This is a genomic window from Methylobacterium sp. C25, from assembly GCF_021352225.1.
Taxonomy (GTDB): Bacteria; Pseudomonadota; Alphaproteobacteria; order Rhizobiales; family Beijerinckiaceae; genus Methylobacterium.
Window position 1 is genome coordinate 274,636 of the sequence record NZ_JAAUVI010000004.1, and the last position, 19,838, is coordinate 294,473.

The 19,838-nt window shown below is 66.5% G+C and carries 17 protein-coding genes; 7 read left to right on the forward strand and 10 right to left on the reverse strand.

Annotated features, from left to right (window positions below; all coding sequences use genetic code 11):
- Positions 1 to 15: 15 nt before the first annotated feature.
- From HCU64_RS13905 to pabB, 3 genes are read right to left on the reverse strand one after another with little or no spacing between them, the layout of a single operon-like run.
- Positions 16 to 843, reverse strand: coding sequence for an aminotransferase class IV (locus HCU64_RS13905; RefSeq protein ID WP_233384580.1), 828 nt, complete (start codon positions 841 to 843; stop codon positions 16 to 18).
- The gene (locus HCU64_RS13910) at positions 830 to 1,471 is read right to left on the reverse strand and encodes an anthranilate synthase component II (protein ID WP_233384582.1); all 642 of its coding nucleotides are present in this window, start codon (positions 1,469 to 1,471) and stop codon (positions 830 to 832) included. Before HCU64_RS13910 ends, HCU64_RS13905 begins: the two co-directional genes overlap by 14 nt.
- Positions 1,468 to 2,868 (reverse strand): aminodeoxychorismate synthase component I, encoded by a 1,401-nt coding sequence (gene pabB, locus HCU64_RS13915; protein ID WP_233384583.1) that lies wholly within the window; start codon positions 2,866 to 2,868, stop codon positions 1,468 to 1,470. The genes HCU64_RS13910 and pabB overlap by 4 nt, the downstream gene beginning before the upstream one ends.
- A gap of 344 nt (positions 2,869 to 3,212) precedes the next feature.
- On the opposite strand from pabB, the gene rimO reads away from it, so the two are divergent.
- The gene (gene rimO / locus HCU64_RS13920; protein ID WP_233384584.1) at positions 3,213 to 4,562 is read left to right on the forward strand and encodes a 30S ribosomal protein S12 methylthiotransferase RimO; all 1,350 of its coding nucleotides are present in this window, start codon (positions 3,213 to 3,215) and stop codon (positions 4,560 to 4,562) included.
- 79 nt (positions 4,563 to 4,641) lie between these two features.
- Here rimO and pncA read toward each other — a convergent pair whose 3' ends face one another.
- The 4 genes from pncA to HCU64_RS13940 all read right to left on the reverse strand — a co-directional run bounded on the left by pncA (position 4,642) and on the right by HCU64_RS13940 (position 6,775).
- Positions 4,642 to 5,271 carry a bifunctional nicotinamidase/pyrazinamidase gene (pncA, locus tag HCU64_RS13925; RefSeq protein ID WP_233384585.1) on the reverse strand — a complete coding sequence of 210 codons (630 nt, stop codon included), beginning with the start codon at positions 5,269 to 5,271 and terminating at the stop codon, positions 4,642 to 4,644.
- 52 nt (positions 5,272 to 5,323) lie between these two features.
- Positions 5,324 to 6,298 carry a quinone oxidoreductase family protein gene (locus HCU64_RS13930; RefSeq protein WP_233384586.1) on the reverse strand — a complete coding sequence of 325 codons (975 nt, stop codon included), beginning with the start codon at positions 6,296 to 6,298 and terminating at the stop codon, positions 5,324 to 5,326.
- A gap of 65 nt (positions 6,299 to 6,363) precedes the next feature.
- On the reverse strand, positions 6,364 to 6,588 hold the full coding sequence (locus HCU64_RS13935) for a hypothetical protein (protein WP_233384587.1): 225 nt from the start codon (positions 6,586 to 6,588) through the stop codon (positions 6,364 to 6,366).
- Positions 6,589 to 6,598: 10 nt separating this feature from the next.
- Positions 6,599 to 6,775, reverse strand: a complete 177-nt coding sequence (locus HCU64_RS13940; RefSeq protein WP_233384588.1) for a hypothetical protein — start codon at positions 6,773 to 6,775, stop codon at positions 6,599 to 6,601.
- Positions 6,776 to 6,952: 177 nt separating this feature from the next.
- On the opposite strand from HCU64_RS13940, the gene HCU64_RS13945 reads away from it, so the two are divergent.
- On the forward strand, positions 6,953 to 8,158 hold the full coding sequence (locus tag HCU64_RS13945; RefSeq protein WP_233384589.1) for an FAD-dependent monooxygenase: 1,206 nt from the start codon (positions 6,953 to 6,955) through the stop codon (positions 8,156 to 8,158).
- Between the two features lie 12 nt (positions 8,159 to 8,170).
- Here the strand turns inward: HCU64_RS13945 and HCU64_RS13950 are convergent, their stop codons facing one another.
- Positions 8,171 to 9,514, reverse strand: coding sequence for a patatin-like phospholipase family protein (locus tag HCU64_RS13950; protein ID WP_233384590.1), 1,344 nt, complete (start codon positions 9,512 to 9,514; stop codon positions 8,171 to 8,173).
- Positions 9,515 to 9,956: 442 nt separating this feature from the next.
- On the opposite strand from HCU64_RS13950, the gene HCU64_RS13955 reads away from it, so the two are divergent.
- From HCU64_RS13955 to hspQ, 3 genes are all read left to right on the forward strand, one after another.
- Entirely contained in the window at positions 9,957 to 11,159 is a 1,203-nt protein-coding gene (locus HCU64_RS13955) for a hypothetical protein (protein WP_233384591.1), read from the forward strand.
- A gap of 84 nt (positions 11,160 to 11,243) precedes the next feature.
- Entirely contained in the window at positions 11,244 to 12,293 is a 1,050-nt protein-coding gene (locus HCU64_RS13960) for an HpcH/HpaI aldolase/citrate lyase family protein (protein WP_233384592.1), read from the forward strand.
- Positions 12,294 to 12,366: 73 nt separating this feature from the next.
- Positions 12,367 to 12,705 carry a heat shock protein HspQ gene (gene hspQ, locus HCU64_RS13965; RefSeq protein ID WP_233384593.1) on the forward strand — a complete coding sequence of 113 codons (339 nt, stop codon included), beginning with the start codon at positions 12,367 to 12,369 and terminating at the stop codon, positions 12,703 to 12,705.
- Positions 12,706 to 12,822: 117 nt separating this feature from the next.
- Here hspQ and HCU64_RS13970 read toward each other — a convergent pair whose 3' ends face one another.
- A complete protein-coding gene (locus tag HCU64_RS13970) occupies positions 12,823 to 13,605 on the reverse strand; it encodes an invasion associated locus B family protein (protein ID WP_233384766.1) in 783 nt (260 codons plus the stop codon).
- A gap of 442 nt (positions 13,606 to 14,047) precedes the next feature.
- On the opposite strand from HCU64_RS13970, the gene HCU64_RS13975 reads away from it, so the two are divergent.
- Positions 14,048 to 15,337 (forward strand): AMP-binding protein, encoded by a 1,290-nt coding sequence (locus HCU64_RS13975; protein WP_233384767.1) that lies wholly within the window; start codon positions 14,048 to 14,050, stop codon positions 15,335 to 15,337.
- A gap of 273 nt (positions 15,338 to 15,610) precedes the next feature.
- A complete protein-coding gene (locus tag HCU64_RS13980; RefSeq protein ID WP_233384594.1) occupies positions 15,611 to 15,952 on the forward strand; it encodes a hypothetical protein in 342 nt (113 codons plus the stop codon).
- A 58-nt stretch (positions 15,953 to 16,010) separates the two neighbouring features.
- Here HCU64_RS13980 and mfd read toward each other — a convergent pair whose 3' ends face one another.
- The gene (gene mfd / locus HCU64_RS13985) at positions 16,011 to 19,598 is read right to left on the reverse strand and encodes a transcription-repair coupling factor (RefSeq protein WP_233384595.1); all 3,588 of its coding nucleotides are present in this window, start codon (positions 19,596 to 19,598) and stop codon (positions 16,011 to 16,013) included.
- Positions 19,599 to 19,838 lie beyond the last annotated feature (240 nt).

The window sequence follows — 19,838 nt, forward strand, 5'->3', positions numbered from 1 at the left end:
CCGTCTCTCGAAGCCTCAGGTTTTGGCGGAATCGATCACGCGCGCGATCAACTCCTGGCACCGAACGATCGTTGGATCTTCCTTCTCGGGCCATGACCGCTCACCGATCGCCGTGATCGGGCTCAGCAGGCGCAGGGAGTTGGTCAGGAAGACGGCTTGGGCCTGCAAGAGCTCGTCGAGGCTCAGTGCCCTTTCCCGAACCGGCAGCCCGAGATTCGGAGCCTGCTCGAGCAGCAGAGCACGGGTGATGCCCGGCAGGAGGCCCTCCTCGACAGGCGGTGTAACGAGTTGCCGATCGATCACTGCGAACAGGTTTCCAGTTCCTGCGCAGGCCACTCGACCCTTCGTGTTGAGGAACAAGGCCTCGTCGAAGCCGGCCGCCTGAGCGCTGCCGGCGGCGAGGACCGCGTCGAGATAGCCGAGAGTCTTGGTGCGAGAGGTTGGCGACGTCTCGTTGCGGGCGATCGCGGAGACCTGGAGGCGCAGGCTCGCATGGGCCAATCCTGGCTTTGCCGCGGCTGCGCTGGCGAAGATGAGAGGACGCGGCTCTTTAGGGGGCGCGACACCACGCGGGCCTGCCCCTCGCGTCACGGTGGTGCGGACTGCCGCTCGTGGTGCCGTGCCGGCGACCGCTCGCATGGCCTTGAGGATGGCTCCTGCGTCGATCGAGAAGCCGAGTGATTCAGCCGCCGCGACGAGGCGGGCGACATGAGCCGTCTCGAACACGACCCGCCCGTCGAGGGCCAGCGCGGTGTCGAACACGCCGTCCCCAAGGAGCAAACCGCGATCGGCGAGATCGAAGGGCACAGGGCCTTCGACGATGCGCCCGTCATACCAGAGCATGGGCGTCCAGGGGGTGCGACAGCCGTTCCGGCATCCGTCCCCTGCCCTCGCGCCAGGCCCGGGCCAACCGGAGGAAGTTGGCGAAGATCGCGTGGCCACCCTCGGTTAGCACCGATTCCGGATGGAACTGGATGCCCCAGGTCGGATGCCGGCGATGCGAGAGCGCCATGATCTCACCCTCGTCCGAGACGGCATCGATTGCGAGATGGCGCTCCATGCCGGGTTCCGGCGCAACGATCAGCGAGTGGTATCGGGCCACCGTCATCGGGTCCGACAGGCCCGAGAAAAGCCCGGTGCCGCCGTGATGGATCGGGGTCGCGTGGCCATGGAGAGGACGGATTGCGCGCTCGACGCGTCCACCGAATGCCGCCCCGATCGCCTGATGCCCCAGGCATACGCCGAGGATCGGCACGGCACCCGACAGCTCGCGGATCACCGGCAGACTGACTCCCGCCTCGGCAGGTGTGCAGGGCCCCGGCGAGATCACCACCGCATCGGGAACGGCGGCACGGATTTCGCCGACCGAAAGGGCATCGTTACGCGCGACCTCGACCGTCTCGCCGAGCTCCTCGAAGTAGCGCACGACGTTGAAGACGAAGGAATCGTAGTTGTCGATGACGAGGATCATGGCCTTGCTGCCTCGTCCGGCTCGAACGCGGCGAAGACCCGGGCGGCCTTGGTGAGGGTCTCCTCGTATTCGGGGCCTGGCTCCGACAGCAGCGTGATGCCGCCGCCGGCCTGCAACACAGCCTGATGTCGGTCCATGAACACGGTGCGGATCGCGATGGACGTGTCCATCGAGCCATCGAAGCCAATCGCGCCGATGGCCCCGCAATACAGCTCGCGGGCATCTCCTTCGATCTCGGTGATGATATCCATGGCCCTGAGCTTCGGCGCGCCGGTGATCGAGCCGCCGGGGAACGTGTTCGCGATGAGGTCGAAGGCGTCGGCGCCCTCGCGCAAAGTTCCGGTGACCACCGAAACGAGATGGTGGACCGAGGCGTAGGATTCCAGACCGCACAGAACCGGCACGCGCACGCTGCGCGGCTCGCAGACCCGCGAGAGATCGTTGCGCAGCAGGTCGACGATCATGATGTTTTCGGCCCGCTCCTTCGGGTTCTGCTGGAGAGCCTGAGCCAGGCGGGCATCTTCGTCGGGGTCGTCGACACGTCGAACCGTTCCCTTGATCGGGCGCGTCTCGACGTGCCGACCACGAAGCGTGACGAAGCGCTCCGGTGAACTCGATGCGACGGTCAACTCATCGAACGCGAGATAGGCGCCGAACGTCGCCGGGTTGGTCGCACGGAGCCGCTGATACAGGGCAAATCCGTCAAATCCCGGCGGCAGCTCGGCGCTGAAACGTTGGGCGATATTGGCCTGGTAGATGTCGCCGGCCCGGATATAGTCGCGAACCTTTTCGACAGATTCCTCATACGCCTGCCGGGTGAAGTTCGACTGCCATGTGAGCTTGGCGGGAACGGTCTCGGTGCAGGATTCGGGTTTCGTCTCACCGAGCAGGGCAGCGAAGGCGTCGATGCGGCCAAGGGCCCTTGCCTCGCGCGCAAGGCTTTCGGTTTCCGGGAAGCCGGTGGCGATCAGGAGGCAGCGATCGCGCTCGTGATCGATGACGAGCAGGGTGTCGTAGAGATTGAACGCGATGTCGTCGGTGAGTCCGGCACGGCGCGGTGGCTTCGCGACACGTTCCAATTCCCGCCCGAGATCATAGGCGAAATAGCCGATGGCTGCGCCCGGAAAAGCCGGGAGATCCGGCATGGCCGGCAGGCGGTAAGGGGCGAGACACTCTCTGAGTGCGTCCAGTGGCTTGCCGTCGAGCGGCCGGCCATCGAGAGTCGCCCGGCCCTCACGCAGGCGGAAACGACCGAACGGGTCGGCAGCCAGCACCGAGACGCGTCCGAGCGTATGGTGGTGCATGGCACTGTCGAGAAAGACGAGACCGGGCAGACGCGACAGGCATGACGCCGCCGCGATTGGATCGATGGTTGGGATCTCCTGGGTCCAGATCATGGATGCGGTGTTTCGGGTTTTGCGCTCGCTGTCCTCTCAAGCACCAACCGCGCCGGAGCGCCTTTCGTCAATTCCGGCACAGGCCGACTTGCCTGCAACCACGGCATGAGCGCCCTGCCCTCCTGGGCCAGCCTGCTTGATATGCAAGGTAAAAAATTGATCGTAACCCCATCATCAATCGGCATTTTTTTATAGAGCTGCCTTGTGACATCGGTGTCGTACGGTGCCCTGGCCGCCTGAGGCTCGCAACGCAGGAGCGGTGCGCGTATACCATCCGCATCCTATCCCACCGAGAACCACGCGGCCCGATGGCTGCTTCTCGTCACGTTGTCGTTCGAGACGTCATGACCGCCACCGCCGAACCCCTGCAATCGGATACCGGGAAAGCCGCTCCGCGGATCTCGTTCGTGTCACTCGGCTGCCCGAAGGCCTTGGTCGATTCCGAGCGGATCCTCACGCATTTGCGGGCCGAGGGCTACGAGCTGGCCCGTCGCCACGACGGGGCGGATGTGGTGATCGTCAACACCTGCGGCTTTCTCGACTCGGCCAAGGCGGAATCGCTGTCGGCGATCGGGGAGGCGATGGCCGAGAATGGACGGGTCATCGTCACCGGCTGCATGGGTGCGCAGCCGGAAGAGATCCGCGAAAAATATCCGCAGCTTTTGGCGGTTACGGGTCCTCAGGCCTACGAATCCGTGGTCGCCGCGGTGCACGAGGCGGTGCCACCGGCCCATGACCCCTTCCTCGACCTGATCCCGCCGCAGGGCGTGAAGCTGACGCCGCGGCACTACGCCTATCTGAAGATTTCCGAGGGCTGCAACAATCGTTGCACGTTCTGCATCATTCCCTCGTTGCGCGGCGATCTGGTCAGCCGCCCGGCAGCAGACGTGCTGCGCGAGGCCGAAAAGTTGGTGAAGGCCGGCGTCAAGGAGCTGCTGGTCGTCTCACAAGATACCAGCGCCTATGGCGTTGACACCCGCTATGCCGCGAGCCGCTGGCAGGACCGGGACGTGCGCGCCCGCTTCTACGATCTCAGCAAGGAGCTCGGCGAGCTCGGCGCCTGGGTCCGGCTCCACTACGTCTACCCCTACCCGCATGTCGATGAGGTCATCCCGCTGATGGCGGAGGGCAAGATCCTGCCCTACCTCGACATGCCGCTCCAGCACGCGTCTCCCAGCGTTCTCAAGAGGATGCGCCGTCCCGGCAACCAGGAGAAGCAGCTCGATCGCATCCGCCGCTGGCGCGAGACCTGCCCGGATCTGGCGATCCGCTCGACCTTCATCATCGGCTTTCCCGGTGAGACCGATGCGGAGTTCGAGGAACTGGTCGACTGGATCAAGGAAGCCCGGCTTGAGCGCGTCGGTTGCTTCGAATACGAGCCGGTCCGTGGCGCCACCGCCAACGGCATCGGTGTGCAGGTGCCCCCCGAGGTGAAAGCCGAGCGCAAGCGGCGTTTCATGGAGGCGCAGAACGGCGTTTCGCTGAAGCTTCAACGGGCCAAGATCGGCAAGCGCCTGCAGGTGATCATCGACGAGGCTGGTCCGACGGTGGCCAAGGGCCGCTCTAAGGCGGATGCACCGGAAATCGATGGCACGGTCCATGTCGCCTCGCGACGCCCCCTACGGCCGGGCGATATCGTCACCGTGAAGATCGAGCGGGCGGAGGCCTATGACCTGCACGGGATCGCCGTCTAGCACCTGGATCCCGTGATCCAGGGATGACGGGATCGCTGTAAACTTGGCGCCTGGCTGGTCCTGTGATGCCGTGATCCTGTCAGGCCTCGATGTCTTGGCTTTGGAGCCGCTGCACGCCAACCTTGGCCATGGTCTCCAGAGCGCGGCCCACCGATCCATCGACATCGATTCCGCGCACTGCATCCTCGACCAGAAGGACGGCGAAACCCTCGGCCCGTGCATCGAGAGCGGTCCAGAGGATGCAGAAATCCGTCGCGAGCCCTGTAAGGACGAGTCGGGTCACACCGCACTCACGCAGGTAGCCGGCGAGACCCGTACGTGTGGTCCGGTCTGCCTCCAGAAACGCCGAATAGCTGTCTACCTCGGGATGGGTGCCTTTGCGCAAGATCAACCCCGCCCTCGGCACTTCGAGACCGGGCGCCAGTTCGGCTCCGGACGAGCCCTGCACGCAATGGTCCGGCCAAAGCACTTGCTCGCCATAGGGCAGCGCGAGCGTCTCGAACGGCATCCTGCCCGAGTGCCGAGACGCGAACGAGGCATGCGCGCTGGGATGCCAGTCCTGGGTAACCACGACGTTCGGGGCGTGGCTGGCCAGCCGGTTGATCGGCGCGATCACCGCATCGCCGTCCGGCACGGCGAGCGCCCCACCGGGCAGGAAGTCGTTCTGGACATCAACCACGACGAGGGCGTCGGACTCCAGGAGCCTCATCGCGGGCGATGGGACCAGGACGCTGGGATCACGGGTTCCTGTGATCCGAGGATCACGGGATCATCACCGTGGAGCCGGTCGTGTTCCTGCCTTCGAGATCACGATGCACCTGCGCGGCATCGGCGAGCCGGGCGCGTGAGTGGATCGGGATCTTCACCGCGCCGCTCTTCACGACGTCGAACAGCTCTGCGGCGTTGGCGTCGAGCAATTCGCGTGTGGCGATGTGGGTGAACAATGTCGGCCGGGTCGCGAAAAGCGAGCCCTTCTGGGCCAGGATCCCGATGTCGAACGCATCGATCGGCCCAGAGGACGAGCCGAAGCTCGCGAAGACACCGAAGGGCCGCAGGCAGTCGAGGGAGGCCGGAAAGGTCGCTTTGCCGACGCCGTCATAGACCACCGGCACGCCCTGCCCCTTCGTGATCTCCTTCACGCGGGCGGCGAAGTCCTCGTCGCGGTATAGGATCACATGATCACAGCCATGCGCCCGCGCGAGCTCGGCCTTCTCCTGCGAGCCGACCGTGCCAATGACGGTGGCACCAAGATGCTTCGCCCATTGTGTCGCGATCAGACCGACGCCACCGGCGGCGGCGTGGAACAGGATCGTATCGCCCTTCTGGACGCGGTAGGTCCGGCGCAGCAGATATTGCGCAGTCAGGCCCTTCAGCATCATTGCCGCGGCCGTCTCGTCGCTCACGCCGTCCGGCACATGGACGGTTCCGGACGCCTCGACGATCACCTCTTCGGCATAGGTGCCGACGGCTCCCGCATAGGCGACGCGCTCACCGACTTTGAAACCGGTGACGCCCTCGCCGATCGCCGCAACCTCGCCAGCGCCCTCCTTGCCGAGTGTGAATGGCAGCGAGGCTGCCTTATAGGCGCCTTTGCGGAAGTAAACGTCGATGAAGTTGACCCCGATCGCCGTCTGACGGACGCGGAGCTGGCCCGGACCGGGCTCCGCCGTAGGGACATCCTCGTAGGACATCGCCTCCGGCCCGCCATACTCGTGAACCCGGATCGCCTTGGGCATCTGAACTCTTCCTCAACGCTGAAGGTTGAAGCCGAGATAGGGCCAAAGCGGCCACGGCGACAGTGTCAGGCTTCGCGAACCGCGATTTGCATTCCGGTCCCGAGGAGGCAACGCCGAATGCGGTCCTCGATGTCGGGGGTCAGGTCACGTACGCTGACATGCATGGTGGCCGTGTCGGCCGGCCGGACGTCGAGTGAGTAGTCCAACCCCTCATCCTGCATCTGGCGCAGCAGGTTCGTGCTCGCGGCCGTCATCGCAACGATGTGCTGATCGATCAACTCGGGTTTCATGAGCGCCCCGTCATTCGTCCGTGAGTTCGTCGTCCGCCTCATGCAAGCGGAGGGCCTCTTCCTCGGATTGAGGGAGACGGACGATCTCGATCGGTGGAAAGAGATTGGCGAGACCTTGGGCGACGCCGTGCAGTAACGGATCGAACGGCGAGCCGAAGCTGCGCTCGTCGAGCTCGGTCTTCGTCAATACAAAACGCTTCAAGAGACGCCCCCCGCGTCGCCGAAAACTTCAACGCAGCTGGGATAATGCGAATGGAAGGGTTTGGTTTCATACGCTCTTGACCCAGGCCGCGCGCCGCCTCTGTAAGCAGGATCGAGAAGGCGCACTGCTCACGGATGCGCCGCCGATCTCCTGGGGTCCAAGGTGTCGAGCGAGGCTGGTTTCGAAGTGGCGGTGGTGGGGGCGGGTGCAGCGGGATTGGCCGCTGCGCTCGCCCTGGCGCGCGAGGGCATTGCCACTGCCCTGGTCGGACGGCACGCGCCCGTCGCCGATGGGCGGACCGTCGCGCTTCTCGACGGCTCGGTCCGGTTTCTCGATGCGCTCGGCGCCTGGGCCGCAATCGCGCCGCAGGCCGCACCGCTCGTCGAACTGCATCTCGTCGACGATACCGGCAGCCTATTTCGACCACCCCCAGCTCGTTTCGTTGCCTCTGAGATCGGGCTCGATGCGTTCGGCTGGAACGTCGAGAGTGCGCGGCTGGTGGACAGTTTGCGGCTGCTGGCCCGCGCGACGCCGAATCTCACCGTGTTCGAAAGCGACGCGGCGGACAATCATCGCGATGGCAGTGGCGCGCGGCTGATGCTCGAGGACGGCCGCACGGTCGAGGCGCGCCTGATCATCGGTGCCGACGGAGGGCGCTCTCCACTCAGGGTGTCTTCGGGGATCGCGGTGCGGGACTGGTCCTATCCGCAGGCGGCCATCACCACGATCCTCGCTCATGATCGTCCGCATCGCGATGTTTCCACCGAGTTCCACACGCGGTCGGGACCCTTCACACTGGTGCCGCTGCCCGGTGGGCATCGCTCGAGCCTCGTCTGGGTCATGGGAGAGGGGCCAGCGCGCCGCCTCTCTGGCCTCGACGATGCAGCGCTGGCTTCGTCCGTGGAGCATCAGGCTCAAGCGATGCTCGGTGCCATGCGCATCGACGGCCCGCGCGGACTCGTGCCGATGCGTGGCCTGTCGGTCGCGACGCCGGTGGCGGAGCGGCTCGCCCTGATCGGGGAAGCGGCTCACGTCTTCCCCCCGATCGGTGCGCAGGGATTGAACCTCGGACTACGCGACGCCGCGAGCCTGCGGGACGTTCTGCTTTCGGCTCGGGGCGCCGGACGCGACCCGGGCAGCCGGGAGGCCTTATCGGGCTTCGCGCGTGGCCGTGCCGTCGACGCCCGCCTGCGAGGAACCGCAGTCGATTGGCTCAACCGCAGCCTGCTCGCCGATCTCGTGCCCGTCGATGCCCTGCGTGGGCTCGGCCTGATTGCTATGAGCACGATTGGACCGCTCAGGCGCGCGGTGATGCGCGAGGGCGTGCTGCCCCGGCTCGGAGCGCCAACGCTGATGCGGGGGCGCTGACCGGCCGGCTCATCAGCGCTGTGCGAGGGTCCGATCGTCCAGCGGTACGGCCTCGGCGCCCCTGAGATTGTCCGAGCGCCCCTTCGGCGAAGCAATCTGGGCCTCCGGGAAGGCCTTTCCGCTCTTGGCCAGGGCTTCCCCGTGCTCGAACAGGGCCTTCATGTATTTCGGATCGAACGGGCCCGGCGAAACCTTGTCGAAGCGGCCGTCGATCTCGGCGACCCGCAGGTCGAGATGTGTCCGGGCGGCAAAGGCCCGGGTGATCGCCAGGGCGCCTTGCGTCTGCGCCTTGATTGCCGCCGACACGGTGCCGCTGAGGACGCCGAGCACCGTGCGCGGCACCAGACCGAATTCCGGCGTGAGCTTGTTGTTGATCACGAGATAGACGGTGCTCGCTGGGAGCTTCGGGCCGCCTTCCGGCGCACCGGCGAGCGTCGCAGCCGGTGCCAGATAATACGGTGCCATGGATCCGCCGTCGTCGTGCATCTCCTGGATGTGCTTGCCGCCCTCGGTGACTGCATTGATCATCACCGGTGGGAACACGCCGGGAACAGCGGTGGAGGCGAGCACGATCTCGCGAAACAGCTTCAACGGCCTGTCACCGTATTTCCGGGCGTCCGGGCCGCTCGCGAGGCTTGCGATCGCGCCCATGTCCCAGACGACCGGGCGCTCGGTCTCGACCTGCGTCGTCGCGACGAGGAGGCGGCGGCCCTTGGCATGCTCGGCAGCGATCGCCTTCAGGAGATCGGGCGTGACTGACCTGTCGATCCGGTCCTTCAGCGGCCAGGTATCGGTCAGGGCCGCGTTGGTGCCGCCGAACTCGAACACGTCGGCGGCGGTGATTTCGGTGTAATTCTGCTTGAGCGACGCATCCGCGCCCGAGCCGACGAACGCGAACGGTGCGATCAACGCGCCGGTGCTCACCCCGGTGATCACGCCGAAGCTCGGACGGTTGCCGGCCTGCGACCAACCGCTCAGGATGCCGGCCGCGAAGGCGCCGTTCTCGCCACCCCCGGAAATGACGAGCCAGGGGTCACGTGCGGCAGCAGCCTCGCCGACTACCTTCTGGAAGGCTGCCGGATCGTCGCCGGCGAACCTCACGGAACCGGGCAGATCCTCGGGCTTGGCGCTGGCGGTCTCCTGGGCCGTGAACGGCGTGCGCTCCTGCCTGCCCTGCTGGAGCGGATCGGGCGCTTGCGGCTTCGGCGAGGCCCTCTCGCCCGCCTGCGGGCGCTGATGCTGCGCCGGAGAGCGCGCGAGCGCGCCGTCGTCGAAACCAAACCCGAGGGCGATCAGGATCGCCCCCGTCATCGCTCCGCGCCGGTTGGCGCTCATCGTCGTCGGTTCTGATGTCATGGCGATACCTCGAGGACGAGAGCAGTCTCACGACGACATGGTCACCATACGGTGCCCACGAAACCATGACTCATCAAGAGTTCCCAAACTCTTTCCTTGGAAAAGCTTCTGGGAAATCAATTGTGGGCCAGATCCGGCCCGACTGCCGTGTCCTGACTGCCTCATCTGCGTTCGCGCCGAAGCGCTCTCAGCCGCCTCGACGCAGAAACACCCAAGCCATCGGCCAGTTCCGATGATATTGCGCTGCAACGGCGCCCTTCGTCATCGCTGTGCGACTTCGCACCCGATTTCCGCCAAACCAATGGCTAAGCCTGACTTCGACGATTCGCAGATGAGGACCGAACCGGTCCCTTACGATGACGATCCGCCGCAACGGCCCCGACCGCGTGCTGTGTCGCTTCTCCTGAGAGACCGTCCGGCAAAGACCCTGGAGTATCCAGCGATGATCCGACTTGCGACGCAGACGCGCCATCCGCTCGCGATCCTCGGCTTGGCAGTCCTGACCGCGTTCGCTGCCCCGACAGGAGCGACGGCCCAGACTGCGCCCGTCACCACGACGCCACCGGGAAAACCCGACGCCTGCGGGCTCGTGCAGAAATCCGATCTCGAAACGCTGTTTCCCGGACGCCCGGTCGAAAGCAAGGGCGCGACGCTGAGCCTGGTCTTCAAGGGGCCCCAGTACAATCAGGGCTGCCAGTATCTCGTACGCCTGCCGAGCCCGACCTCGCGATCCGATCTGGCGAAGTTCGTGACCGTGACGGTCGTGTTGTCCGGTGAGGGGACGAGCGGCCGAGGCGGCTCCATCGACGTCTTCAAGAACGTGCTCAGCACGCGCACCAAGATTGCCGAATCCGATCCCCACAAGAAGCGCACGATCGAACCCGCGCGCGGCATCGGCGACGAGGCCTTCCAGGAGGTGTCCGAGTACACGACGGACGTGCGCGTCCGCAAAGGCGATCTCGTCTTCGTCATCTCCCTCGACAATTACTCGACGCAGACCTTGCCGAACGCCCTGGCGCTGGCTGAGCAGGCGGCGGGACGCTGGCAGGAGGGAACCGGCATGGTTGCGGGCACGGATACGGCCGTGAAGAGCCCCGTCACGCCGAAAGACGAGGTCATCATCCCGCCGGATACCCGCAAATCCGCTCAAGCCCCGGTCGATCGCTGGCCCGACGCCTGCGCTCTCCTGAAGGAAGACGACGTGCGCGCGGTGTTCGGCGACATGAAGCTCGATCCGGTCCGCAAGGTCATGGGCACCCTGACCTCCGACGGGCGCGAGCAGAAGGTCGAGAAGCTGCCGAACCCGATCGCCTGTCACTATACGGCGAGCAAGGTGCTGACCGAAGGCGGTGCCCGGAAGATCATCACCAACACGATCTCGCTGAACGTCCAGGACGTTGCCGCGACGCCCGAACTCGCGCTCAAATATTATCAGATCTCGAAGAAGGTCGGCGATGCCAAGACCGACCTGCAGGGGATCGGTGACGAGGCCGCGCTTTCGCCGACCAACCAGATCGTCATCCGCAAGGGCGTGGTCAACATCGCGGTCCGCGTCGGCGGCGACATGCGTGACAAAGCGCTCTATGACGACGCGACCCAGCGCGTGAACACCATCGCCAAGCGCGTCGCGGCGCATATGCCCTAATGGTTGTACTCGGGTAGCCTTTACGCGGAGGCGGCGGGTGAACTACGGGAGGCGGAAACACGCGCCTTCCGGAGCCCGAACCACATGAAACTTCCGCGCCGCTTCTTCCAGCCGCTCGCCGCCGGGGCCCCCGAGCCGTTCCGCGAGCTTCCGGTGAAGCTGGAGCGGATGATCCACTTCGTGCCGCCGCACAACGAGAAGGTCCGCGCCAATGTCGGCGACCTCGCCGCGACGGTGGACGTGGTGCTCGGCAACCTCGAAGACGCCGTGCCGGCCGACCAGAAGGAGGCCGCGCGCAAGGGCTTCATCGCCATGGGCAAGGAGGTCGATTTCGCCAAGACCGGCACCGGCCTCTGGACCCGCATCAACGCCCTGAACTCGCCCTGGATTCTCGACGACCTGTTCGAGGTCGTCGGCGAGATCGGCAACAAGCTCGACGTGATCATGGTGCCGAAGGTCGAGGGGCCTTGGGACATCCATTATATCGACCAGCTGCTCGCCCAGCTCGAGGCGCGTCACAAGGTCGAGAAGCCGATCCTGGTCCACGCCATCCTCGAGACGGCCGAGGGTGTCGCCAACGTCGATGCCATCGCCTCCGCCTCCCCGCGCATGCACGGCATGAGCCTTGGCCCGGCCGATCTCGCGGCCTCGCGCAGCATGAAGACCACCCGCGTCGGCGGCGGCCATCCCGAGTATCGCGTCATCGCCGATGCCAGGGGCGAAGAGGCTCGGGCGAGCGCTCAGCAGGACCTCTGGCACTACACGATCGCGAAGATGGTCGATGCCTGCGCCGCCAACGGCATCAAGGCCTTCTACGGCCCGTTCGGCGATTTCTCGGATGCCGCGGCCTGCGAGGTTCAGTTCCGCAACGCCTTCCTGATGGGCTGTGCCGGCGCCTGGACGCTTCATCCGAGCCAGGTCACCATCGCCAAGAAGGTTTTTGCGCCGGATCCGGACGAGGTGAACTTCGCCGCCCGCATCGTCGAGGCCATGCCCGACGGCACCGGTGCGGTGATGCTCGACGGCAAGATGCAGGACGATGCCACCTGGAAGCAGGCCAAGGTCATCGTCGACCTCGCCCGCCTCGTCGCCGACAAGGACCCGGAACTGGCGAAAGTCTACAAGCTGCCTTGATGGGGATGCAGACTTCGATCGGATGACAGGAGCGTCGAGCCGGCCTATTTTACCGCTTATGGCCGAGACCGTGATGCACGAAGACCTGATCAAGACCGCCAAGTTCAACCTTGGAGCGGTGGTCCGTCACCGAATCTACCCGTTCCGCGGCGTCGTGTTCGACGTCGACCCGGAATTCGCCAACACCGAGGAATGGTGGGAGGCGATTCCGGAGGAGGTCCGGCCGCGCCGGGATCAGCCTTTCTACCACCTGCTCGCCGAGAACGCGGACAGCGAGTACATCGCCTACGTCTCCGAGCAGAATCTGGTGCCGGACATGTCGGGCGAGGCCCTGCGCCATGCCGGTATCCCGGAGGTGTTCGACCGGGCGCCTGACGGCGCCTACCGGGTGCGGGCCGGCCACGCGAACTGAGCGGCTCCAGGGTTCAGAATACGAAAAGGCCGGGCAGCACTGCCCGGCCTTTTTTCGTGATCGATGAGGCTGCGCGCCTCGGCCCGATGACTCGGGCCGAGGCCATGACCGGAAAACTTATTTCGGCGCGGCGTTCGCGGCCGGTGCGGTGGCGCCGCCCTGGCTCTCGAGCTTCTTGCGCATGTCGTCGCTCTTCTTCTCGAGCTCAGCCTGCAGCTTCTTCTGCTGCTCCTCGAGCACCTTCGGGTCGACGGCCGGGCCGTCGAAGGCCGTGCCGAAGCCGGCGAGCGGCACCGCGAAGATGACTTCCTTCTGGGTCTGGTTCTGGACCGCGACGTTGAGGGTGGTGCCCTTCTTGAGCGCGTTCATGAACTCGGCCGAGACGCCGCCGGCTTCCGCGAAGCAGCCATTGGGGAAGCAGACCGCGAACTTGCCGGCGGTGAGCTCCTTGCCGTCGACGTTGAAGCGGATGCCCGGGGCGAGCATCAGGCCGAGCGGCAGAAGGAAGCGGACGACCTTGACCTCCTGCTTCTGGGCCGGGTTCTTCATGTCGTAGACCGCGGCGGCGAGAACCGGCTGGCCGTTATCCGAGACGAAGTCGCGGGTGGTGTAGCAGACGTCGGTGCCCGAGTTCTTGTCGTTGCCGCAAACCTTGGTCCACTTGTCCTGGCTCGGCTCGGACTTCACGTTGATGATCTGCGGGCCGGCCTGCTGGGCGGCGCCCTGCGGGGGCTGACCACCCGGGGCGGCCGGTGCCGGGGCGGTGGGCGCAGGTGCCGCCGGGGCGGCCTTCTTGTTGCCTTGGGCGAAGGCCGGGCTGGCAAGGCCGGCGCCGAGGCCCGCCAGAGCGATCAGCGTGGCAGTGCGCAGCGGGCGCGCGGGACGGTTTGCAAGAAACATCGGCTTCATGACCCCTTCAACGAATTCTAATCGCTTCTGGTGCGGCTCAACTGACGCACATTGCTGTCTGAGGACCAGCGGATGGCTGCGATCCGGCGATCCGACGGCAGGTCGACCCCGTCGCGAAAAGCCGGACCTTCGCGGACGTCGGGGCGCCTGATTCAGCTAACCCGCTGCCCTGTCGAATGATCGCGCGGCCTGCTTTCTCCCCGTAATGAGGCGAAGGCATGACGCCTGCGCCGTACACCCATGCGGGCTGAATCGGAAGAGCAAGAGCGGTCGCGATGAACGAGACTCGGCCGGTTCGGGGACTTCGCCCGATCCAGGACATTTAACGTCGGGTTAACCATAAGCGCCCCATCACCGAGCACAGGATCGGGGATGCGTCCGGGTGTCTGCGCATTGGGCTGTCACAGGGGCTGAGACGCTGGATACGCCCGTCATGGCGCGGATCGGGCTCGGCGCGCTGCTGCGCATGACCGCCCGGCGCCATCCCGATCGCGTCGCCCTGATCGATCCGGCGGACAAGCCGCTCTGGAGCGGCCGGCCGGCCATCACCTGGACCTACGCTGCCGCCGCCGAGATCGTCGATCGCCTCGCCCGCGGATTGCGCGCCTGGCGGCTGCCGCCCGGGAGCCGCATCGGACTGTGCCTGCCCGGCAGTGCCGAGAGCGCGCTGGCCCTCCTTGCGGTCGAGGCGGCCGGCCACACACCCTGCCTCCTGCCGGTCTCCTGGGACGAGGACAGCCTCGTCGCTGCCGTCCAGGGTGTCGGGGTCTCGGCCATCCTCACCCAGGCCCGCCTCGGCACGGGGGAACTTGCCGAGCGGATCTGCGCGGTCGCCGTGCGCTATTTCGGACTGCGCTACGTCGCTGCGTTTGGGCCGGACGTTCCGGACGGCGTGATCAATCTCGACGGCATGGTGCTGGACGAACGCGCCGCTGCCTCGGACGAGCCGGGCGCGCGACCGTCGCCGGCACCCGTCGGCACCGGTATCGTCACCTTCGCCGCAGGCGATCCCGGCCGAGCGGTCCATCGCAGCTTCGGTTCCCTCGTCGCGGCAGCGACGGCGCATCTCGTGTCGACCCGCGTCGGCCCCGACGAGCGCATCCTCAGCCTGATCGGGCCGCACGACCTGCGCGGGCTCGCGACCGGCCTCACCGCGTCGCTCGTCTCGGGTGCGGCTCTAGAAACCCTGCCGCTCTTCGACGGCGCGGCCTTTGCCGCCTCCTTGGCGCGCGAAGTACCGACGCACCTCGTCGCCCCGGGCTTCCTCGAAGCCAACCTCGCCGGACGCGCCCTGCCCTCGAGCTTGCGCTCGGTTGCCCTCGCCCACCGGGCCCCCGTCCGCTTCCCCAACCGCAGCCGCCGGCCCGATCAGGCCCTGCGCGTCGAGGCCGTGATCGACAGCCTCGCCTTCGACGAGACCGCGATTCTGTCCGGCCGCCGCGGCACGGCCCGCGACCTCGCCCTCGTTCTGGCCTCGCCCGAGCGCCTCGCCTTGCCCGAATCGCTGATCGCGATCACCCGGACACAGGAAGGCCGGCTCGCCTTCCGGGGACAGGCCTGCGCCTGTGCGCCGCTGCATCGCGGAATACCGGCATCGGAACCGGCCGAAATCTGGCGACCGAGCCCCTATGAACCGGTGGTCACGGCTGGCCTCGCCACGGCGCTCGTCGCCGGGCCGACCCATACCCGCGACGCTGTCCCCAGTTCCTTCGCGCACGCTTGACGGTTCCGACGTCCGGCGCCCCCGTTGCCGATGAGGCTCTTCGGCGCCCGATCCGATCTCTAGAATTTCCTTAAGGCTGCCAGACGATTGCAGGGGTCGATTGATCCCGGCGGCTGTCGAATCGCCGAAAATCGGCCATTCAATTCATCTCGCGCTCACTTGGAGAGCGGCATCGTCACGGAGTCGACATGGCCGGCGAACCAATCGTAGCCATGTGAGTTATTGCACTGCGGCCCTTTCCTGGGCCGGCTATCTGAGGTATCAGCAACGCTTATGGGTGCGCTGCAGCAAGTGCTAGTCGTCGACGACGGCGTTCGCCTCGCCGATCATTCCCTGGCCGCCGACCTCGCAGGGCTCGGTTATGCCAGCGTCACCGCTTCGATCGAAGCCTTCGACGATGTGCTCGCGGTGATTGCGCGCCCCGCCGCCGTCCTGCTCCAGAGTTCCAATCGTCGCGACGCCGTCTACGAGCGACTGGCCACCCGCCTGCGCGAGCAGATGAAGAGCGGCGGCATCCCGGTGATCGAACTGGACGGCGCCCCGACCCGCGTCGGTGCCCCCGTCGATCTCAAGAGCCGAATCGGTCCCTACGTGCTCAACGAGCCAGAGCTTTAGACGGGATCGGCAACGGGACGATGACAGGGGCGGGCCGCGAGGCTCGCCTTTTTTCATTTCACGCGGCCTTCTTCCCCTGCCCTGCGATCTTGGCGAGGCTGCGCAGGATGCCGGTGGTCTCCTTGAGACGCGCCGGGATGCTGTTCAGCTCGCGGATGAAGACGATGCTCATGTCCGGCCGCACCTTGGCGAAGGAGGCCTGGCTCGTGACGTAGGCGATCAGCCCCGGCGGGTTCGCGAATTTCTTGTCGCGGAACTGGATCACAATGCCCTTCGGGCCGGCTTCGACCTTCTCGATGTTGGTCTCGTGGCAGAGCAGCTTAATGGTCACGATCTTGAGAAGCTGCTCGACCTCCGGTGGCAGCTTGCCGAATCGGTCGATCAGCTCGGCGCCGAAGCTCTCGAGCTCGGCGTCGCTCTCCAAGGTGGACAGGCGACGATACAGGCCGAGGCGGACCGTGAGGTCCTCGACATAGTCCTCGGGGATGGTGACCGGCGCGCCGAGGGCGATGGTCGGCGACCAGGCTTCTTCCTCAGGCTCCTCGATGCCGGCCTTGAGAGCGGTGACGGCGTCCTCCAGCATCTGCTGGTAGAGTTCGTAGCCGACCTCCTTGATGTGGCCGGACTGCTCGTCGCCCAGAAGATTACCGGCGCCGCGAATGTCGAGGTCGTGGCTCGCGAGCTGGAAGCCGGCGCCCAGCGTGTCGAGGGTCTGCAGCACCTTGAGGCGCTGCTCGGCCTGCGTCGTGAGCTGGCGGTTGGCCGGTGTGGTGAACAGCGCGTAGGCCCTCGCCTTCGAGCGGCCGACGCGCCCGCGCAGCTGGTAGAGCTGGGCGAGGCCGAACATGTCGGCCCGGTGCACGATCAGTGTGTTGGCGGTGGGGATGTCGAGGCCCGATTCGACGATCGTGGTCGAGAGCAGCACGTCGTACTTGCCCTCGTAGAAGGCCGTCATGACGTCCTCCAACTGCCCGGCCGCCATCTGGCCGTGAGCGACCGCCACTGTGGTCTCGGGCATCTCCTGGTCGAGGAATTTCTTGACCTCGGCGAGGTCCTCGATGCGGGGCACCACGTAGAAGGACTGCCCTCCCCGGTAGCGCTCGCGCAGCAGCGCCTCGCGGATCAGCAGCGGGTCGAACGGCGTCACGAAGGTGCGCACCGCGAGGCGGTCTACCGGCGGCGTCGCGATGATCGAGAGCTCGCGCACGCCGGTCATGGCGAGCTGGAGCGTGCGCGGGATCGGCGTCGCCGAAAGCGTCAGCACGTGGACGTCGGCCTGCAGCGTTTTCAGCCGCTCCTTGTGGGAGACGCCGAAGTGCTGCTCCTCATCGACGATGATCAGGCCGAGATTCTTGAACGCAATGTTCTTGGCCAGCAGCGCGTGCGTGCCGACGACGATGTCGACGGTGCCGTCCGCGAGCCCCGCCCTCACCTGCTTCATCTCGCCGGCCGAGACGAAGCGCGAGAGCTGAGCGACCTGGACGGGAAGTCCTTTAAAGCGCTCGGCGAAATTCCTGTAGTGCTGGCGCGCCAGCAGCGTCGTCGGCACGATCACCGCGACCTGCTTGCCCGAGATCGCGCCGGCGAAGGCGGCGCGGAGCGCCACCTCGGTCTTGCCGAAGCCGACATCGCCGCAGACGAGGCGGTCCATCGGACGGCCGGCATTGAGGTCGTCGAGCACCGCGTCGATGGCGTTCTGCTGGTCTTCCGTTTCCTCGAATTGGAAGCGGGAGGCGAACTCGCCGTAGAGGCCCTCCGGCGGATGCAGGCGCGGGGCCTGCTTCACGAAGCGCTGCGCGGCGACCTTGATGAGCGCGCCCGCCATTTCGAGGATGCGCTTCTTCATCCGGGCCTTGCGGGCCTGCCAGCCGCTGCCGCCGAGGCGGTCGAGGGCGACCTCCGAATCCTCGGAGCCGTAGCGGGTCAGCAGCTCGATGTTTTCGACCGGCAGCAGCAGCAGGCCGGTGGCGTACTGGATCTCCAGGCAGTCGTGCGGCGTGCCGGCGGCATGCACGGTCTTGAGCGTCACGAAGCGGCCGATGCCGTGATCGGCATGGACGACGAGGTCGCCCGGCTGCAGCGCCTGCACCTCCAGGATGACGTCCTGCGGGCGCTTCGACTTGCGCTTCTGGCGCACCAGGCGGTCGCCGAGGATGTCGCCCTCTGAGACGACGGCGAGCCGGTCGATGATGAAGCCGGATTCGAGGCCCCAGACCGCGACCGCCACGTCGGTGCCGCGCTTCAGCGCATTCACGGCGGTCAGCGTGTTGATGGAGATCGGCTTCTTGAGACCGTGATCGGCGAGCACGCCGCAGAGCCGGTCGCGCGAGCCGTCGGACCAGGATCCGAGGATCACGTGATGACCGGATCCCTGCAGGTCCTTGATGTGGGCGACGGCCGCATCGAAGACGCTGGCCGCCTCGTCGGCCCGCTCAGGGGCAAAACTCCGGCCGGCATGGGCGCCGCAGTCGATGACCGCGCGCTCGTCGGATTCCGGCTGTGCGAAGGGGGTGAGCCGGGCGACGGCGCCCGTGGCGATGCGCTCCTTCAGCTCGTTCGGCGTGAGGTAGAGGGCGCGCGGCGGCAGCGGCTTGTAGGGCGCGACGCCGGGTTGGGGCGTCTTCTGGGCCTCGTCGCGGGCCTGGAAATAGTCCTGGATCAGCGAGAGCCGCTCGGCGGCGGCGTCCTCGGCCTGCGCGTCGAAGATCAGCGGCACGCCGCCGACATAATCGAACAGCGTGTCGAGATGCTCGTAGAAGAGCGGCATCCAGTGCTCGAGGCCGGCATAGCGGCGGCCCTCGCTCACGGTCTCGTAGAGACGGTCGTCACGGTTCGCCGCTCCGAAGGAGGCGATGTAGCCCTGTCGAAAGCGCCGGATCGTATCCGTGACGAGCTGGACCTCGCTCATCGGCACGAGATCGAGGGAGCGCAGGGCCCCGACGGTGCGCTGGGTCTCCGGGTCGAAGGCGCGGATGGTCTCCAGCGTGTCGCCGAAGAAATCGAGGCGGATCGGGTTCGGCAGGCCCGGCGGCGACAGGTCGAGGATGCCGCCGCGCACGGCATATTCACCGGTGTCACGCACGGTGCCAGTGCGGAGGAAGCCATTGGCCTCGACCCATTCCTGGACCTTCGACATCGGCACGACGCTGCCGGCCGAGGCGGAGAAGGTCTCGACCGCGATGCGATTCTTCGGCGGCACGCGCTGCACCAGGGCGTTCACCGTGGTGCAGAGAATGCGCGGGTTCTCTTCCGAGGAGCGCGACCGGGTCAGGCGCGAGAGCGCGGTCATGCGCTGGGCGGCGATGCCGGCATTCGGAGAGACGCGGTCGTAGGGCTGGCAGTCCCAGCCCGGAAAATTCATGACCTCGATCTCGGGGGCGACGAATTTCAGCGCCGTCTGGAAGGCGTTGGAGCGGCTGGAATCGCGCGCCACGTGCACCAGCACCGCTGGCCCCTCGAAGCCTTGGGCCAGGGCGCGGGCGAGGTCGGCGACCACGATGGTGTCGAAGCCGTCGGGCACGTTGCCGAGTGTCGGGCTTTCGCCACGCTTCAGCGCCTCGATCGCCTTGGTGAGCGGAGCGGATTTGGGCAGCGCGAAGCGTGCGACCGGCTGTTTCGGAGCGGGTACGGGGGCAGTTTTGGCCATGTCGGGCGCGGTGTAGCTCGAAACGGTTGATTTGGTCAGGGGGCGATATGGGCTGGCAGGGTCGCTGCGTCGCATGCCTGCTGGCTGCGTCTCGGACAAGCTTGATCGGTTTCGCGCAGTTCCGGGTGCGGAGGAGTTGGGCCCCGTTTACCGCCGCCCGGCGACCAAGTGGCCCCTCTCGTGGACGACGAGCAGCGCGGCCAAGCTGATGGCAAAGCGCCAGTCCCAGACCGGGGCGTA

Excerpts from the sequence above, each read along its gene's own strand:
- HCU64_RS13910 (WP_233384582.1), bottom strand. The coding sequence starts at position 1,471 with ATGATCCTCGTCATCGACAACTACGATTCCTTCGTCTTCAACGTCGTG.
- HCU64_RS13970 (WP_233384766.1), bottom strand. The coding sequence starts at position 13,605 with ATGTTTCTTGCAAACCGTCCCGCGCGCCCGCTGCGCACTGCCACGCTG.
- HCU64_RS13980 (WP_233384594.1), top strand. The coding sequence starts at position 15,611 with ATGGGTGCGCTGCAGCAAGTGCTAGTCGTCGACGACGGCGTTCGCCTC.
- rimO (WP_233384584.1), top strand. The coding sequence starts at position 3,213 with ATGACCGCCACCGCCGAACCCCTGCAATCGGATACCGGGAAAGCCGCT.
- hspQ (WP_233384593.1), top strand. The coding sequence starts at position 12,367 with ATGCACGAAGACCTGATCAAGACCGCCAAGTTCAACCTTGGAGCGGTG.
- HCU64_RS13960 (WP_233384592.1), top strand. The coding sequence starts at position 11,244 with ATGAAACTTCCGCGCCGCTTCTTCCAGCCGCTCGCCGCCGGGGCCCCC.
- HCU64_RS13905 (WP_233384580.1), bottom strand. The coding sequence starts at position 843 with ATGCTCTGGTATGACGGGCGCATCGTCGAAGGCCCTGTGCCCTTCGAT.
- HCU64_RS13930 (WP_233384586.1), bottom strand. The coding sequence starts at position 6,298 with ATGCCCAAGGCGATCCGGGTTCACGAGTATGGCGGGCCGGAGGCGATG.
- pabB (WP_233384583.1), bottom strand. The coding sequence starts at position 2,868 with ATGATCTGGACCCAGGAGATCCCAACCATCGATCCAATCGCGGCGGCG.
- HCU64_RS13955 (WP_233384591.1), top strand. The coding sequence starts at position 9,957 with ATGATCCGACTTGCGACGCAGACGCGCCATCCGCTCGCGATCCTCGGC.
- HCU64_RS13950 (WP_233384590.1), bottom strand. The coding sequence starts at position 9,514 with ATGACATCAGAACCGACGACGATGAGCGCCAACCGGCGCGGAGCGATG.
- mfd (WP_233384595.1), bottom strand. The coding sequence starts at position 19,598 with ATGGCCAAAACTGCCCCCGTACCCGCTCCGAAACAGCCGGTCGCACGC.
- pncA (WP_233384585.1), bottom strand. The coding sequence starts at position 5,271 with ATGAGGCTCCTGGAGTCCGACGCCCTCGTCGTGGTTGATGTCCAGAAC.
- HCU64_RS13975 (WP_233384767.1), top strand. The coding sequence starts at position 14,048 with ATGGCGCGGATCGGGCTCGGCGCGCTGCTGCGCATGACCGCCCGGCGC.
- HCU64_RS13935 (WP_233384587.1), bottom strand. The coding sequence starts at position 6,588 with ATGAAACCCGAGTTGATCGATCAGCACATCGTTGCGATGACGGCCGCG.